The sequence below is a fragment of the uncultured Thiohalocapsa sp. genome (assembly GCF_913063425.1).
In the GTDB taxonomy this organism is placed as follows: Bacteria; Pseudomonadota; Gammaproteobacteria; order Chromatiales; family Chromatiaceae; genus Thiohalocapsa.
Genome location: NZ_CAJXYK010000013.1, coordinates 109,696 through 124,809, shown reverse-complemented (window position 1 = coordinate 124,809; position 15,114 = coordinate 109,696). Strand labels below are relative to the sequence as shown.

15 protein-coding genes are annotated in these 15,114 nt (G+C 68.9%); 9 read left to right on the top strand and 6 right to left on the bottom strand.

Going from position 1 to position 15,114, the window contains the following annotated elements:
* Positions 1 to 74: 74 nt before the first annotated feature.
* Genes cas2 through cas9 form a run of 3 tightly spaced genes read right to left on the bottom strand, consistent with a single transcriptional unit; the run spans position 75 to position 4,460 of the window.
* Complete coding sequence (cas2, locus tag QZ607_RS09770) at positions 75 to 407, bottom strand: CRISPR-associated endonuclease Cas2 (protein ID WP_295882263.1); 333 nt, start codon at positions 405 to 407, stop codon at positions 75 to 77.
* On the bottom strand, positions 374 to 1,294 hold the full coding sequence (gene cas1, locus QZ607_RS09765) for a type II CRISPR-associated endonuclease Cas1 (protein ID WP_295882262.1): 921 nt from the start codon (positions 1,292 to 1,294) through the stop codon (positions 374 to 376). Before cas1 ends, cas2 begins: the two co-directional genes overlap by 34 nt.
* Complete coding sequence (cas9, locus tag QZ607_RS09760) at positions 1,266 to 4,460, bottom strand: type II CRISPR RNA-guided endonuclease Cas9 (protein ID WP_295882260.1); 3,195 nt, start codon at positions 4,458 to 4,460, stop codon at positions 1,266 to 1,268. The genes cas1 and cas9 overlap by 29 nt, the downstream gene beginning before the upstream one ends.
* A 186-nt stretch (positions 4,461 to 4,646) precedes the next feature.
* Here cas9 and QZ607_RS09755 point away from each other — a divergent pair, with 186 nt between their 5' ends.
* Positions 4,647 to 5,399: a hypothetical protein gene (locus tag QZ607_RS09755; RefSeq protein WP_367268176.1), complete on the top strand. Its 753-nt coding sequence runs from the start codon at positions 4,647 to 4,649 to the stop codon at positions 5,397 to 5,399.
* A gap of 130 nt (positions 5,400 to 5,529) precedes the next feature.
* Here QZ607_RS09755 and QZ607_RS09750 read toward each other — a convergent pair whose 3' ends face one another.
* The 3 genes from QZ607_RS09750 to QZ607_RS09740 all read right to left on the bottom strand — a co-directional run bounded on the left by QZ607_RS09750 (position 5,530) and on the right by QZ607_RS09740 (position 7,902).
* On the bottom strand, positions 5,530 to 5,961 hold the full coding sequence (locus QZ607_RS09750; protein WP_295882256.1) for a DUF4399 domain-containing protein: 432 nt from the start codon (positions 5,959 to 5,961) through the stop codon (positions 5,530 to 5,532).
* A gap of 137 nt (positions 5,962 to 6,098) precedes the next feature.
* Positions 6,099 to 6,911, bottom strand: a complete 813-nt coding sequence (locus QZ607_RS09745) for an alpha/beta fold hydrolase (RefSeq protein WP_295882255.1) — start codon at positions 6,909 to 6,911, stop codon at positions 6,099 to 6,101.
* Between the two features lie 157 nt (positions 6,912 to 7,068).
* Positions 7,069 to 7,902, bottom strand: coding sequence for a PRC-barrel domain-containing protein (locus QZ607_RS09740; protein WP_295882254.1), 834 nt, complete (start codon positions 7,900 to 7,902; stop codon positions 7,069 to 7,071).
* Positions 7,903 to 8,413: 511 nt separating this feature from the next.
* Here QZ607_RS09740 and QZ607_RS09735 point away from each other — a divergent pair.
* The 8 genes from QZ607_RS09735 (at position 8,414) to QZ607_RS09700 (ending at position 15,053) form a co-directional block, all read left to right on the top strand.
* Positions 8,414 to 10,435, top strand: coding sequence for a copper-translocating P-type ATPase (locus tag QZ607_RS09735; RefSeq protein WP_295882252.1), 2,022 nt, complete (start codon positions 8,414 to 8,416; stop codon positions 10,433 to 10,435).
* Positions 10,436 to 10,801: 366 nt separating this feature from the next.
* Positions 10,802 to 11,350, top strand: coding sequence for a Na+/H+ antiporter subunit E (locus tag QZ607_RS09730; RefSeq protein ID WP_295882250.1), 549 nt, complete (start codon positions 10,802 to 10,804; stop codon positions 11,348 to 11,350).
* Positions 11,347 to 11,652 carry a monovalent cation/H+ antiporter complex subunit F gene (locus QZ607_RS09725; RefSeq protein WP_295882248.1) on the top strand — a complete coding sequence of 102 codons (306 nt, stop codon included), beginning with the start codon at positions 11,347 to 11,349 and terminating at the stop codon, positions 11,650 to 11,652. Before QZ607_RS09730 ends, QZ607_RS09725 begins: the two co-directional genes overlap by 4 nt.
* A complete protein-coding gene (gene mnhG / locus QZ607_RS09720; protein ID WP_295882246.1) occupies positions 11,649 to 11,990 on the top strand; it encodes a monovalent cation/H(+) antiporter subunit G in 342 nt (113 codons plus the stop codon). Before QZ607_RS09725 ends, mnhG begins: the two co-directional genes overlap by 4 nt.
* Before the next feature lie 4 nt (positions 11,991 to 11,994).
* On the top strand, positions 11,995 to 12,309 hold the full coding sequence (locus tag QZ607_RS09715) for a DUF4040 domain-containing protein (RefSeq protein WP_295882244.1): 315 nt from the start codon (positions 11,995 to 11,997) through the stop codon (positions 12,307 to 12,309).
* Complete coding sequence (gene mbhE / locus QZ607_RS09710) at positions 12,302 to 13,045, top strand: hydrogen gas-evolving membrane-bound hydrogenase subunit E (RefSeq protein ID WP_295882242.1); 744 nt, start codon at positions 12,302 to 12,304, stop codon at positions 13,043 to 13,045. The genes QZ607_RS09715 and mbhE overlap by 8 nt, the downstream gene beginning before the upstream one ends.
* Positions 13,042 to 13,554, top strand: a complete 513-nt coding sequence (locus QZ607_RS09705; protein WP_295882241.1) for a sodium:proton antiporter — start codon at positions 13,042 to 13,044, stop codon at positions 13,552 to 13,554. Before mbhE ends, QZ607_RS09705 begins: the two co-directional genes overlap by 4 nt.
* Positions 13,551 to 15,053, top strand: coding sequence for a proton-conducting transporter membrane subunit (locus tag QZ607_RS09700; RefSeq protein WP_295882240.1), 1,503 nt, complete (start codon positions 13,551 to 13,553; stop codon positions 15,051 to 15,053). Before QZ607_RS09705 ends, QZ607_RS09700 begins: the two co-directional genes overlap by 4 nt.
* Positions 15,054 to 15,114: the final 61 nt, after the last annotated feature.

The window sequence follows — 15,114 nt, the reverse complement described above, 5'->3', positions numbered from 1 at the left end:
GTTCCGATACCCCACCATCGGAACACCTGTTACTCTCGCATGGACGTAAGCATCTGATCCAAGGAAGGATGCGGCTAGAATAGCTCGATCTGGCGCGGCGCTGAAGGCCGCTTTTTCGTGCTCGTCCTGCCGAAAAACTCCCGCGTCATGCCGTACTGCTTGTCCGTCATCAAGAAGAACGCGACATGCGCGCCCTCCGGCACCGCCGGCTCAAGTTGTTGTATCAAGCTCTGCGCGATGGCCATAGTCGGGCAGTGCTTCGCGTAGACGGAAAACTGATGCTGGACAAAATCCAGCTGCAACAGACACTTGCGGAAGCGCGTATAGGCGGCACGCTGCTCGGAAGTGGTCACCGGGCAGTCGTAGACCGCAATCAGCCACATGACGCGCCAGCTGTTGATCGGCATGGGAACACCGGTAGCGTCAGACCGCCGCCGCCGTCGGCAAGCGCTCGGCAAAGACTGGCGACTGTCTCGGCGAGCGCGGTGGGTAAGCGATGTACCCGATCTGGGAGCTGCACCTCGGCCGCGACAATCCCGGCGAGTGCCATGCGGTCCGACGGCGCGAAGGACTCCCCCAACGTCATGCCGAGCACCGTACGCTCCACCACGAAGCGGTATGGCTCCATGAGGTCGTCGGCCAGGTTGAACGGGTTGTCGATACTGTGGTGCCCGATGCCCAGCGCCGGGTTCAAACCGGCAGTGGCCAGTTCCCGCGCCACCATGGAGCGCAGCACCGCATAGCCGAAGTTGAGCCGCACGTTCAGCGGATCGCACGCGCCACGCTTCACGCGGTGCTTGTCCTCGGGCAGCAGGTTGGCCCAGTAGTGCTTGGCCGCTTGGGCCTCCAGGTTGGACGGGTCACCGGGCTCCACCCGACCGGCCATGCGCTCGAGGCGCAGTGCACCCTTGCATTCGAGCGCCCGTAAGTTAGCGGCCTGTGTGCCGATGCGCGCCGCTACAAGCTCCCCCCAAAGGCGGGCGGCTGCTTCGCTGCCGTCCAAGGCGATCTGTTGCCGCAACCGTGAGCCCAACACGCTGGTTCCGGTCCAGGGCAACAGCAGGCCGGTGGGCAGATGCCGCCGGTCCGTAAGCAGCACCATGGCCCCGGCGGCGGCCAGGTTCTCAAGCGCCTGCCCGGTGATGGTGATAGCCGGATGGTGAAGCACAAGGACCGCTATATCTGACGGCAACGCGAAGGCGTCCGCTTTTTCCGGACGGCGGATACGGAGCCGGCCCAGATCTAGAGACAGCCAGCTCTGTGACTCAATCAGAAGAATCCGGTGCGATGACATCCGGGACGATCTCCAGCTTCGCGAGCGCCGGTCCTGATGACATGTAGGCAAAACCTGGTGAGCCTTTTACCTTATCGACGGGATCTGTTTCGACCAGCCTCGCAAGCAACAATACCCCGCCTCTTTCGGTCTTTATTTGGCCTACGACATAATGCAGCCCGTTATCGGGATGACGAACAGTATCACCCTTGGCAAAACCTACAACGCCAACCGGCATGGTGTGGTTTTTTGCTTCGTAACGTCGGATGAGTCGCTTCTCGAATTTAGAACCCGAACCTGCGACTAGCTCCAAGTACGCGTTGTCAAATGGCTTAAGGTGTTTGAACAGATGATCGCCTCTCGCGTAGTGGTCCACCGCTTTCGTTCCCTCGGTCTTCTCATCCAGCAGCAACACCCGCTTGATCACGGTCCCGTAAGCCGGGTGTTGAATGGGCTCCGAGATGGCCTCGGCCGGCGAACGTCCCGCGGCCACCCGTCGCTCGAACGCCTGCCTTACCAAGTCACGAGTCGACTCATGTACGATCTTGTCGATGTCTTTTCGCACCTTCGACAGGGTGGCTTTGGCGCCGCCTCCCAGCTCGGCGACGGCCTTGCGCTTGGTCAGGTGCTGGCCATCAGGGGTACAACCATAGGCAGTATCTTGGAACAATCGGCCTGAGACATAGCGGTCCGCCTTGCGGCTCAGGTTGCAGTGCCGAACCAGCTCGACCGCCACCGCGCGCAGGTTCGGCAGCGGCGGCTTGACCCGCAATGTGAGGCGGGTCTCACCGCGTTCTTGGGCCTGCTTGTAGTCGCGCGCCATGCGCTGGTACAAGGAGCGGTCGCACAGGCCGATGACCAAGGCGTCGATCAGGTGGTGGCGGTGGTCGATGCGCTTGTCCAGCTCGCGCTCAGTCGCCTCGCCGGACCTGTCGCCGTTCCAATAGCGCCGATATCGCTGAAACTCTGCTGCGCTGACCAGCTTTCCATCCGTGTCCCGCAGCCTCAGCCCCTCTGCGAGCCGGGCCTCCGGGATGACGGTTTCGAGAGCCCAGCTGCGCCGCAGGTGCGCGGTTAGCATGCCGCGGCTGACGGCGACGTCCCCACATACCTCGCGCAGCCACCTCGCAGCCTGTTTGGCGATCCAGGACGACTCGTGAAACTGGCGGGCGCTGAAGTCGTTGATGACCTTATCGTTGAGGGCACGATCAACGGGCTCCTGCGCCAAGAGTTGCTTGGCCTTACCGTTGAGGCGCTTCTCACGGAAACGGGCCGCGCGCTGTTTGATGATCTGCCAGCGCGCATCATCCTCACCCCAAGCCTCCCATGGTGTCCGGTTGCCCTTGAAATCGTTGCAGTCGCGATGGGCAAGTACGAGGAAATCCCGCTGCTTGCCGATGCGGGTGAGTGACTTGGGGTAGATGTGCTCGTAGTGGGTGGCGTTGCCGTCGAGGGCATCGCTCAGATTGATGGGGCGCTCGCAGTAGGGGCACCACTGCTCGTCCTGCTCGCGCCAAAGCAGGTAGCGGCGGATTGCGCTGTGGGTCACCCGACCGTCGTGGGCAGCGATCGCCTCGGCGGCCTGACGGCGGGCACGTTGGTTCTTGTTGATGCGATATTCTATCTCGCGCCGACGGTTAATCCCCAGCGCCATGTCGCGGCTTAGCTCGACGATGATCTGCGTCGGTGGTGTGCCGAGATGGCGTATCGCGGCGTTCACGGTGTAGCGCACCTGCCGCAGGGCAACGTCAACCACGGTATTACCCGTGGGCCGCGGCCGCCCAAGCTCCGCGGCCGTCGCTTGCTGCTGGGTTTTGGGCGCCTCGTAAAGCCGTGCGACCGCTTCGTGCTCATCGATGCCCTTTTCACCCATGGCATCGGCCAGCCGGCAGAGCGTCTTGACGCAATATGCGCTGCGACCTCCGTCAAGCCCCATGGCCCCGAGTCTGCCGAACGCGGGCTGGGCTGCCAGCTTGTCGATGAAGGCGACCACTGCCGCCGGGAGCACCCGCTTGCGTCGCTGTTTGCCGCCGGTCACAAGCTGCTCGTGCCAGCCGGGGATGCACAGCGTCTCCGGGGAGCCGATGTCCGCCAGCAGATTGATGACGGTGACGCGTTGACCCGCTTCCAGCCCCGCCCAATCTTCCGCCAGGCCGAGACGCGCCATGGCGGCGTCGGTTTTGTTCCCAATCAGCTCTTCGCGGCTGGATCGATCGAGATTGAGCCAACCGATCTCGGGGCGTGGGCAGCCTCGTTTCTGCAGCGCGCGATAGATCTGGGTGAATGTCTGGCGTGGGTGCTGCGCGAGCAGGTCCCGGACCACCCCCCGCTGCGCCGGACTGAGGGGCTGGGACCACCGCCCGTTGGTCCAGCGTAGGTCTGCGATCTGCTTTTCGATGCGGAACGCCTGCGCCGCTGGTTGCGCCATGGGCGCGCGCCGAAGCGACGGCTCCAACGGGCAGTTCCCGACGGCAGGCGCCGGTGATCGGAGCGGTCGCTGATGAAAGATCCGTTCCGCGACACGCTTGCGCAGGGCTTCGCCGCCGGCTGCGATGCGCGGGTGGTGGGTCGCTTGGATGCGCCAAATGCGTTCGAATTCTTCGCGCACCATATCCCGATCCGCGTACAGGCCCACCGTCTTGAGCTTCAACGTCTGTCCATTTGCGGCCCGCCAGGACAGGTAATCGCCCAGGGTGTCGCAGCCCCGTTCCGCCATTTCAGTGCGCAGCCGGTCGATGCCCGCCTTGACTTGGCTATCGTCGTTGTCGTCTGCGACAGCTCTGAAGCCGCCGGCGTACCCGCGTCGCTTGGCCAAGTTCAGCAGCACGTTGAGCAGGCCCGGAAGTTCCACCCGTTCATGGGCGGAGGCCGATCTGAGAGCGTGGATATGCTGTCCCGGGTCCGGCGGCACCGACCGGAGGTCCAGCCCCAATGCCTCTCCGAGTACCTGCGCCAAGCCGCGCAGCCGGCGCGCCCGCCGCTCGAGTTGTCGGCGCTGTTGGCGTGCCTGGCGTCGCGCCGCCTTCTTCGGCTCCCCGACGCTGCCGCCTTTCGCTGGCAGCACGGGTTCATCAAAGACACGGACGACGTGATATGCAACACCTAGGGGTGCGTTCGTCTCGTTAAGCTCGTACGCCACGAGTCCGACGGAAGCTGTCCCCAGGTCCAGTGCCAACCGGTAGCGCATCGGTCTTCCCCCCTTGTACACGCTGTGCTACGCTGACTATCGTATTAGGTGTTCCGATGGTGGGGACTATCGGCAACAAGGCGGATGCGCTCCCTCGGGGGCGCGGACGCCGTCGATACCGAAAGGCTGCTTCGGCAGCCTTTCGCTTTTCTCGCGCTGCGGACTCCGTGAACGGAGATCGGACGAATGCCTAAGCGACGCGGGCATGCCAGCGAAGCCATCGGGCACTGCGCCGGCGTGAGGACAGGGGAGTCAGCGCGGGCCGGGGACCGGGCGACCTGCAGCCGGTCTTACTCTGGCACGCTGCGTAACCGCGCGCCGTCGTTCTCGGCCGTCAGGAGCCGAAGGGGTCAAGACGCCGAAGGTGTCGGGCCAAAGGCGTCACGTCTTTTAGTTGTCGCAAGACACAAGACCCCGGCGCCCAATGTGCTCGTCTTCGACCTGGACCCGGGGCCGCCGGCGGACCTCGCCGACGCCTGCCGCGTAGCCCGGTTGCTGCGCGGGCTGCTGCGCCAGACCGGGCTCGACTGCTGGGCGAAGACCAGCGGGGGAAAAGGCCTGCACGTGATGGTGCCGCTCAACACCGAGGTGAGCTACGCACGCACCAAGCGTTTCGCCCGCGCCGTGGCCGACACCCTGGCGCGGGATGATCCGGGGCGGATCACGACCAGGATGGCCAGGGCCGGGCGCGTCGGCAAGGTCTTCATCGACTGGAGCCAGAACGACCGCCACAAGACCACCGCCGGCGTATACAGCCTGCGTATCGGCCGCGAGCCGCGGGTCTCGGCGCCGGTGGCTTGGGACGAGATCGACACCGCCCTTGCGGCGGGCGACACCGAGCGGCTGCGGCTGGGACCGGGCGCGGTGCTGCATCGGCTCGCCGAGCGGGGCGATGGCTTCGCGCCGGTGCTGACCCGACGGCAGACGCTGCCGGACTGAACCGGCGTCGCTGCGCCACCCGAGCGGCTTCCATCACCGCCCTCGCAGCGATGGCTCAGCACGGGTTCGGCCTCGTCGCCGAGAATATCGAGAATGGTCGCCATTGATCATCTCCGGTGCTCAGCCGTGCTCACTCCACCGTCACGCTGATCTGCTCGGACATCACCGGCGGGGAGTGCGGGACATGGTCCTTGTCGCCGAGGATCAGCAGCAGCGTGTGCTCCCCGGGCGGCAGGGTGATCTCGGCCTGGGTCTCGCCATTGCCGAAGTGGCGGATGTCGCCCCCCATGGGCTCGCCCGGCGGCGGCAGCTCGTCGTTGTCGATGAGCAGGTGGTGATGGCCGGTGTTCGCCATGTCGCAGCCCGCGGGCGCAACGCCCATGCCCTTGAGCCCGAAGCGGACCACGAAGGTCTGGTCCACCGTCTCGCCATGCGCGGGGGAGATGATGTAGGCGCGCGCGCCCTCGGGCCGGCTGGTGCCGGCGTCGGCCATACCCGCGGCGGCCGTCAGGGCGATGAGGGGCAGCGCGAAGGCGATGGCGGCGATGGGGTGCCTGGTCATGTCGGTGTCTCCAAGTTGGAAGCGGTTGCGTCTTCGCCGCCCAGGCACGCGGATGCGGATGCGCTGCGGACCGGGAACGGCTCTCCCCTCGACCTGCAAGCAGGATCCGTTCCGGCTCCGGCCGCCGGCGTTCGCCGTCAGCAGGGGCCGCCCTGCAGCCAGGCCGAAACGGCGTCCGCCATGGTCTCGGGGGCGTCCTCAGGTACGAAATGGCCGACATGTGGGATGCTCAGGGTCTCATGCTGGCTGAAGGCGGCCGCGAAGCGCCGCCGCTCGCCGGCGCCGATGAACGGGTCGTGCTCGCCCCAGCACAGCAACAGCGGCTGATCGCGGAACAGCACGAGGTCCCGCTCCACGGCCGCGAGGAAGGCGCGGCTGCCGAGCAGCGCCCGCGCCATGTGATGCATGGCGGCCCGACGCTTGCGCTGGCGGAACGGCCCCCGGTAGCCGTCCAGCACGGCGGCCGGCAGGGGTCGGCGCCGGATGGCGATGCGCAAGCCGAGCGTCAGGAAGGCGTCGCAGCATCGGCTCGCGAGGGCGGCGGCCGCGCTCCCCGCCAGCAGGGAGAACAACCGCAGACGCCAGCCGGCCACGCCAGGTACGGGCCAGGCAAAGGTGTTGGCCAGCACCAGCCCACGCAGGGCCTGCGGGCGCCGCCGCGCCGCGGCTAAACCGATGGGTCCACCCCAGTCGTGGGCGACCAGCACATAGGCGTCCAGGCGGAGGGCGTCCAACAGTGCCGCGATGACCTCGGCATGTGCCTCAGGGGCCAGCGGCCGCGGCGGCGTCGAGGAGCGGCCGAAGCCGGGCAGGTCCGGCGCGATACATCGACGCTGCGGGCGCAGCCGGCGGATGACGCCCCGATACAGGAAGGACGAGGTCGGGTTGCCGTGCAGGAAGACCAGCGGCAGGCGCCCTGCCCCAACGGCTGCGGCTGGCCCGTCGTCCACGCAGTGGAGTCGGTGAGCGCCGACCCTGAGCCAGCCGCCTGCGACAGGATCGGCGGCTGCCAGGGCGCCGCTGACCGGGCCAGGGCGTCGGCCGCGATGCACGCTCCGGTACCACCGGCCCTGTGGGCGCCATCGCCCGCCCGGCGCGGCGCGCCGCTCAGGTCCCGGACACCGCTTCGCCGCCGGCGTGGTGCGGTCGCCCATAATGCTCGTCCACCGCCGCCGCCAGTCGGGCCGTGACGGGCGCGTCGCCCTGCAGGCTCGGCGCGTCCTTCAATTGCTCGGCACCGGCGTGGGTGTGCACAGTGCGCTCGGCCCAATCGATGCTGTCCACGCGGTCCACGGGCAGCAGGACCCGCGTCGACATCGGCAGCCAGGACCTGTCCACCACGAGGTAATGCACGGCCCAGGCTGCATCGTCGACGATGACGTCATCGACCCGGCCGACCTGCACCTCGCCCGCGTCGTCTGCGCCGCGCTCCCGGGCGAGGACCCCATAGCCCATCAACTCCCGCAGCGAGCGCAGTCGCTCGCTGCCGTCATCCCGGGCGGGCACCGGCTCGGCACTGTCCGGCGCCTCCGGCACCAGGGGCGCGGGCTCGATCATGGCCTCTCGGGCGCCGATCATGGACGAGGGCAGGGGATAATCGCCCCACAGCCCGCTGCCGAGCCAATAGTCGGGCAGTCCGTGGAAGGCGTTGAGACCCTGCTCGTAACGGCGCGATACGGGGGCATCCGCATCCAGCGGCGGGCCCTGCTCGATCTGCGCCCGGGTGAGGCGCACCGGCAGCCGGCGGCTCGACCAGTCCGGCGTATCCAGCTGCGCCGGCGACACCAATACCTTGCGGCCGGGCAGCCAGCTGCGGGTATCCGCGACCATCCAGCGGACGGCCCATTGGTCTTCATCGAGCAGGAAATCCCGGCAGCGGCCGATCTCCCCATCGGTGGCCTCGAGGCGGTAGCCTTCGGGCTCGGCGAGCGCTATCAGCATGCTGACCTCCAGCGTCTAAAGTGTAAGGCGATGGCCGCCGGTCCCACGGGGCCCGCGCCCGGCCGGGCGCAGCACCTCCCGTCCGGCAGCTGTGACGATGACGGATGGGCAGGGCCCATGCAGGGGCGCGGCACGGAGCAGGACCGTCCGCCGCGGCCTTCGCTTGCTGCCGAAAGCAAGCAAAGCCAGGGCCAGCGTATCGAAGCATTTCGTTCATGGCCCGGTGGCGCTGCCCAGGTCCGGCAGCGGCGCAGGCGACCCCCAGGCGCCGGTGCCTATGCACCAATCCATGGTTGATGGCCACCATTGCGGGGGTGAGCGGTGACGCAGCCGCCGCGGTGGCGGCGGGCCGCGTTGCGCAGTCGGCGGTCGGGTGTTTGCCACCGCAGAGACCGCAATGGATGCTCACGGCTGCGTCCGTCGGTGCGTCGAGCGTACAAAGGCGCCCGCGACTGTCACACTGCGGTATGCAACCTGCTGCAGGCTCGGGGAGAGCCGCGGGAGAGAGCCCATGCGCGAGCAAGATCACGGCCGCCACGAGCGGCACGACGACCATCAGCAGCATCACAAGGCGATGATCGCCGACTACCGCCGGCGGTTTTGGATCTCGGTCGCGCTGACGCTGCCCATTCTGCTGCTCTCGCCCCTGATCCAGTCCTTGCTCGGGCTCACGGACACCCTCGCCTTCCCCGGCGACGACTATGTGCTGCTGGGGCTGGCCACCGCGGTGTTCCTATACGGCGGCTGGCCCTTCCTCGCCGGGCTGGTGTCGGAGCTGCGCGGCGGCGCGCCGGGCATGATGACGCTCATCGCGCTGGCCATCACCGTCGCCTACGGCTACTCGGCGGCGGTGGTGCTCAAGCTCGAAGGCAAGGTCTTCTTCTGGGAGCTGGCCACGCTGGTGGACGTGATGCTGCTCGGCCACTGGATCGAGATGAAGTCCGTCATGGGCGCGTCCGGGGCATTGGAGAGCCTGGTGCAGATGATGCCGGACCGGGCGCTGCGCGTGCGTGAAGACGGCGGGACCGAGGAGATCCCTGTCAGCGAGCTGCACAAGGGCGAGCATGTGCGGGTGCGCCCCGGCGAGAAGGTGCCCATCGACGGCACCATCCTCGAGGGCAAGACCAGCCTGAACGAATCCATGCTGACGGGCGAGTCGCGGCCGGTGGAGAAGCGCGCCGGCGACGAGGCCGTCGGCGGCGCCATCAACGGCGAGGGCAGCATCACCATCGAGGTGCAGAAGACCGGCGCGGACACCTATCTGTCACAGGTGATCGACACCGTGCGCCAGGCACAGGCGTCGCGCTCGCGCACCCAGGACCTCGCCGACCGTGCCGCCGCCTGGCTCACCTACATCGCACTCACCGCCGGCGCGCTGACCTTGGCCGCCTGGCTCGGCGTCGGCCGCGCCTTCGACTTCGCGCTGGAGCGCATGGTCACCGTGATGGTCATCACCTGCCCGCATGCCCTGGGGCTCGCCGTCCCGCTGGTGGTGGCCGTCAGCACCAGCCTGGCCGCCGGCCGCGGCCTGTTGATCCGCGACCGGGCCGGGTTCGAGCGCGCGCGCAAGCTCGACGCCGTCGTCTTCGACAAGACCGGCACCCTCACCGCCGGGCGCTTCGGGGTCACAGGAGTCGCCAGCTTCGGCAGTCTGCAGGAGGACGAGCTGCTGCGCCTCGCCGCCGGGCTGGAGTCCCATTCCGAGCACCCCATCGCGCAGGGCATCGTCGCGGCGGCGAAGGACAAGGGCATCGAGATCCCGGACGCCGCCGATCTCGAGAACCTCGCCGGCCGCGGCGCCAAGGCCCGCGTCGAGGGCCGCACCATTCATGTGGTGAGCCCCGGCTATCTGCGCGAGCAGGAGATCCCGCTGGACGGCAACGCGGTGGCGGCCTTCCGCGAGAATGGCAACACCCTGGTTTATGTGCTGGCGGACGAGCGCCCGCTGGGCGCCATTGCGCTGGCGGACATGATCCGCGACGAATCCCGCGAGGCCATCGAACGGCTCCAGCACATGGGCATCGACTGCATCATGCTCACCGGCGATACCGAGGCCGTGGCCAAAGCCGTCGCCGGGGAGCTCGGCTTGAGCGACTACTTCGCCGAGGTGCTGCCGGACGAGAAGGCGGCGCGCATTCAGGAGGTCCAGCGGGGCGGACGCACAGTGGCCATGGTGGGCGACGGCGTCAATGACGCCCCGGCGCTGGTGCAGGCGGACCTGGGCATCGCCATCGGCGCCGGTACCGACGTGGCCGTGGAGTCCGCCGACATCGTGCTGGTGGAGTCCGACCCGCGTAACGTGGCCGATGTGATCGAGCTCTCCCGCGCCACCTACGGCAAGATGATCCAGAACCTGTTCTGGGCCACCGGCTACAACGCCGTCGCCATTCCTTTGGCCGCGGGCGCCGCCTACGGCATCGGCGTCGTGCTGAGCCCGGCGGTGGGTGCCGCGCTGATGTCGCTGTCCACCGTCATCGTCGCCATCAATGCGAAGCTGCTGGGGCGCTTCGAGCCGTCCGCCGGCCCGGGTTGAGACGCACCGCGCAGCCGCGCGCCGCGGTCGCACTGCCCCGGCGCGCGACGGTGCGAAGCGACGGGCGGCCCCTTGCAGCCTTCGCCGTACTCGCCAGAGTTGGTCATCCGCGACGGACATAGGCCCCGCTGATGTCGGCATCGGCCGGTTTTTGCCCTGGATGCAGTTGGTCCGCCGACAAGTGACTGCCGTCAGGTTGCGGGCCGCGGGCGTGCTTGCGCGGGGACTGCGCCGTGTTAGCCTCACACCCTCTGCGGATGACCCAGGCTTTCGCTCGGCTTCTCCCGCCGACGAAGCTGGGGTAAGCTCTAGGGCCTGCGACAGGTTCCACCTGCATCCGCAACGCTTCGCACGATGAGGTATCCCGTGCAGCCAGCCGAAACCGCCAGCGCCGCAGATACGGGCGGCGCTTCCCGCCCCGGTCTCCCCCACTTCGCGCTCACCTTCGCCGTGAGCCTGCTGCTCTGGGTGCTGCTCGCGGGCAGCCTCCAGCCACAGGAACTGCTCGCCGGTGCGATGGTCGCCCTGCTGGTGACGCTGGTGGCCGCACCCCGGCTCGGCATTTTCACCGGCATGCGCTTCTCCATTGCGGCGCCGGTGCATCTGGTGCTGTACCTGGGGCGCTTTTTCGTCGCACTGGTGGTGGCCAACTTCGACGTGGCCCGCCGTGTACTGGCGCCGTCGCTGCCCATCCGCCCGGCCGTGGTGGAGGTACATACCGACCTGCGCTCGGCCCTCGGGCGCATGCTGCTGGCGAACAGCATCACGCTGACCCCGGGCACCCTCACCATCGACGTGCACGAGGACCGCCTGCTGGTGCACTGGATCGACTGCCCGCCCGGCACCGACCTGCCGCAGGCGACGGCGGCCATCGCCGCGGGCTTCGAGCGGCACATCCGGGGGTTCCTCAAATGACGCTGAATGCGCTCGAGATCATCGCCTTCGGGCTGGTGGGCATCGCCCTGGTCATCGGGCTGCTGCGGCTGGTGCTGGGGCCGGGGGCAGCGGACCGCATCGTCGCCGCGGACACCCTGTCGGTGACGGCCACGGCGGGCATTGCCGGCTTCGCGGTGTTCTTCGCGACGCCGCTGTACCTGGATGTGGCGCTGGTGTTCGGTGTGCTGGCCTTCGTCTTCGTCGTCGCCATCGCCCGCACCATCGAGGCCAATTGGGACGCGCCCGGGCGCACCACCGACACCGAGGCAGAGCGCCCATGAGACTCATCGCGGACCTGTTCCTGCTCCTGGGCGCGGCTTTCCTGCTGCTCGGGGCGCTCGGCATCCTGCGCATGCCCGACGTCTACAACCGCATCCAGGCGGGCACCAAGTCCGTGACCCTGGGCGCCGTGGCCTTCCTGCTGGGCGTGGCGCTGCTGCACCCGGCCTGGTGGGCCACAGTGGTCTGCATCGCGGGCTTCATCCTGTTCACGAGCCCTGTCGCCAGCTCCACCATCGCCCGGGCGCTGTTCCTTGCGGGCGTGCGCCCCTGGCAGCAGGACGACGGCCCGCGGACGCCACCGGCGCGGCAACTGACTGACGCCGCCGGCACGGAGTGACGCCATGATCCCCGACGTCGATCTGGACCTGCAGACCCTGTTCGCGCTGGTGATGGTCGCGCTGGTGCTGGTGTCCGCCGTGCTGGTGCTGATACTGGACAACATGATCAGCGCGGTGGCCGCCTCCGGCGTCGTGTCGCTGGGCGTGGCGGTGCTCTTCGTGCTGCTGCACGCCCCGGACGTGGCCATGACCGAGGCCGTGGTCGGCGCCGGGCTCTCCGGCGTGGTGCTGGCGCTGGGGCTGCGGCGGCTCGGCCTCTGGCAACTGGACGCGACCGACACTTCGCCTGAGCGTCGCGGAGGTAAGCCGGATGCGTAACCTTGCCTCGCTGGTCTTCACCGCCGGCCTCGCCTTCCTGCTGCTGGTCATTGCGGCCCAGCTCGGCTTCGGCGAGCCGCCCATGCGCGTCGGCGGCGCCATCCTGGAGCAGGCACCCGCCGAGGTGGGTGCCGCCAACATCGTCACCGCGGTGCTGCTGGGCTACCGCGGCATCGACACCCTGGGCGAGCTGTCCATCCTGTTCGCCGCCGCCACCGCCACCGGACTGGTGCTGGTGCGCGGGCGCAAGGACTGCGGCCACGGCACGTCGGACCCGCCCGGCGGCTTCATCCTGCGCACCGGCGCGGACCTGCTCTTCCCGCTGCTGCTGGTGGTGGGCTTCTACATCATCCTGCACGGCCATCTGACGCCGGGCGGCGGCTTCCAGGGCGGCGTCATCCTGGCGGCGGCCTTCTTCGTGCTGGTGCTGGCGCGCCCGGGTGCGGACGGCTCCGGGGGCACGAGCCACACGGCCATCGCCTTCATCGAGGGGCTGGCGGGCGCCGGCTTCATCGCCATCGGGCTCTGGTCCCTGTGGGACGGCGGGGAGTTTCTCGCGCCCCTGCTGGGCAAGGGCGTCATGGGCGAGCTGCTGTCCGCCGGCACCCTGCCGCTGCTGTCGCTGGCGGTGGGGCTCAAGGTGGGCGCAGAGCTGGCGGGGCTGATGACCCAGCTGGCCGAGCAGCCGGCGGGGCCGCAGCACCCGCATCCACAGGCGGAGGACCGGGGGTCATGAGCGCGATGGGGCCTGACAGCCTGAGCTTCGTGGTGGTGATGTACGTCGGCGCCTTCGGACTGCTGGTGATCGGCGCCATCGGCATGGTCATGTCCAATCACCTGTTCCGGATGGTGCTGGCGCTGGTCATCGCCGAGGCCGGTGCCAACCTGCTGTTGGTGCTGAGCGGCTGGCGCGACGGCGCGCTGGCGCCGATCCTGGGCACCCACGCGGCCGACGTGCCCATGGTGGACCCGGTGCCGCAGGTGCTGGTGCTGACGGCCATCGTCATCGGCGTCGGCGTGCAGGCACTGGCGGTGTCGGTGCTGCTCAAGATCCACCGCATCTACGGCACGCTCGACGTGCGCGCGCTGCGCCGGCACCTGGAGCTGGACATCTGCCGCGACGCCGGCATGGCGCCGGAGGGCAGCCGCGAGGCGCCGGCGGGTGAGCGGCCCCTCCCGCCGCCCATCCCGGTCGCGGACGCGTTGCGCACAGCTGCCACCGACCAGACCGGAGCCACCTCATGACCGGCCTGTTCTCCATCAGCCAGGGCCACAGCGTGCTGCCGGTGGTGCTGCCGCTGCTGGCGGCCTTCCTGATGCAGCCCCTCGGGCGGGTGGCCAGGCCCCTGGCCCTGCTGCTGGGGCCGGCGACGCTGGCGCTGAGCGCCTACCTGCTGATCCGGCTGTGGCTGGCCTATGGGGATGCACCCTATGCGCTGGCCATCGGCGGCTTCGCACCGCCGCTCGGCATCACCTTCTACGTGGACCGCCTGGCGCTGCTCTTCGCCACCGCGGTGCCGGTGCTGACCCTGCTGTTCTGGTCCCGCGGCGAGGACGATGCCGACCCGCTGCGGCGCGACGCTGTGATGCTGCTGCTGGCGGCGGCGGCCACGGGGCTGGCGCTGTCCGGCGACCTGTTCAACATCTACGTCTTCTACGAGCTGGTGGCGGTGGCGAGCTTCGGGCTCGTGACCCTGCGCGCCACGGGTGCGGCCTACATCGCCACCGTGCGCTACCTGCTGCTGTCGGCCCTGGGCTCGGTGCTGGCGCTGGTGGGCATCGCCATCGTCTACCTGCAAACCGGCACCCTGAGCCTGGCCCAGCTCGCCATGCTGGCGCCCGATGCGCTCCAGAACCCGCTCGGGCTCGCGCCCTTTGCGCTTTTGCTCATCGGCTTCGGCGTCAAAGCGGAGCTGTTCCCGGTGAACACCTGGGTGCCGGAGGTCTATGCGACGGCGCCGACGCGGATCAGCGCGCTGCTGGCGGGGCTGGTGTCGAAGCTGGCGGTGATCGTCGTGGTGCGGCTGCTGGTGCTGGCCTTCGACGGCACCGGCGCGACGCAGCTCATGCTGGCGCTGGGGGCACTCGGCTTCGTCACCGGCGAGCTCGCGGCCTGGCGGGCGCGGGACCTCAACCGCATGCTCGCCTACTCCAGCATCGGGCAGCTGGGGCTCGTCTTCGTCGGCTTCTCGCTGGGGGGCACCGCCGGCATGCTGGCGGGACTGGCGCTGGTGCTGCATCACCTGATCATCAAATCGGCCCTGTTCGCCCTGGCCACCCGCTGGCGCGGTGCGCTCGCGCGCCTCACCGGCGCCGCCCGCTCGGCACCTGTGTCGGCAGGTCTGGTGGTGCTGTTCGCGCTGTCGCTCATCGGTGTGCCGCCGCTGCCCGGGTTCTGGGCCAAGCTGCTGCTGGTGCTGGGCCTGGTGGAGCTGTCGACGCCGCTGGCCTTGGGTGCGCTGGCGCTGGTGCTGCTGGGCTCCGCGGTGGAGGCCAATTACCTGTTCCGTCTGGTGGTGCGGCTGTACGCCCGGCCCGACGACGCGTCGACCCCGGCCTTGCCGAAGCCGAAGCTGCTGGACTTCGGGGTCGCCTCCGCGGCGGGCGTGCTCCTGCTGGCGGCCACGGTGTCGGTGGTGCCGGTGTCCGGCTGGCTGCGCGGCGTCGCCGACCAGGCCGCAGACCGCGCCGCGTACATCGACACCGTGTTCCCGACGACGCTGGTGCAGAGCGGCGCCCGCTGAGCCCCTGTAACGAGCCAGATCAACCGGCGGTCGCCGTCACGCCTTCCGGAGAGCCCACCCG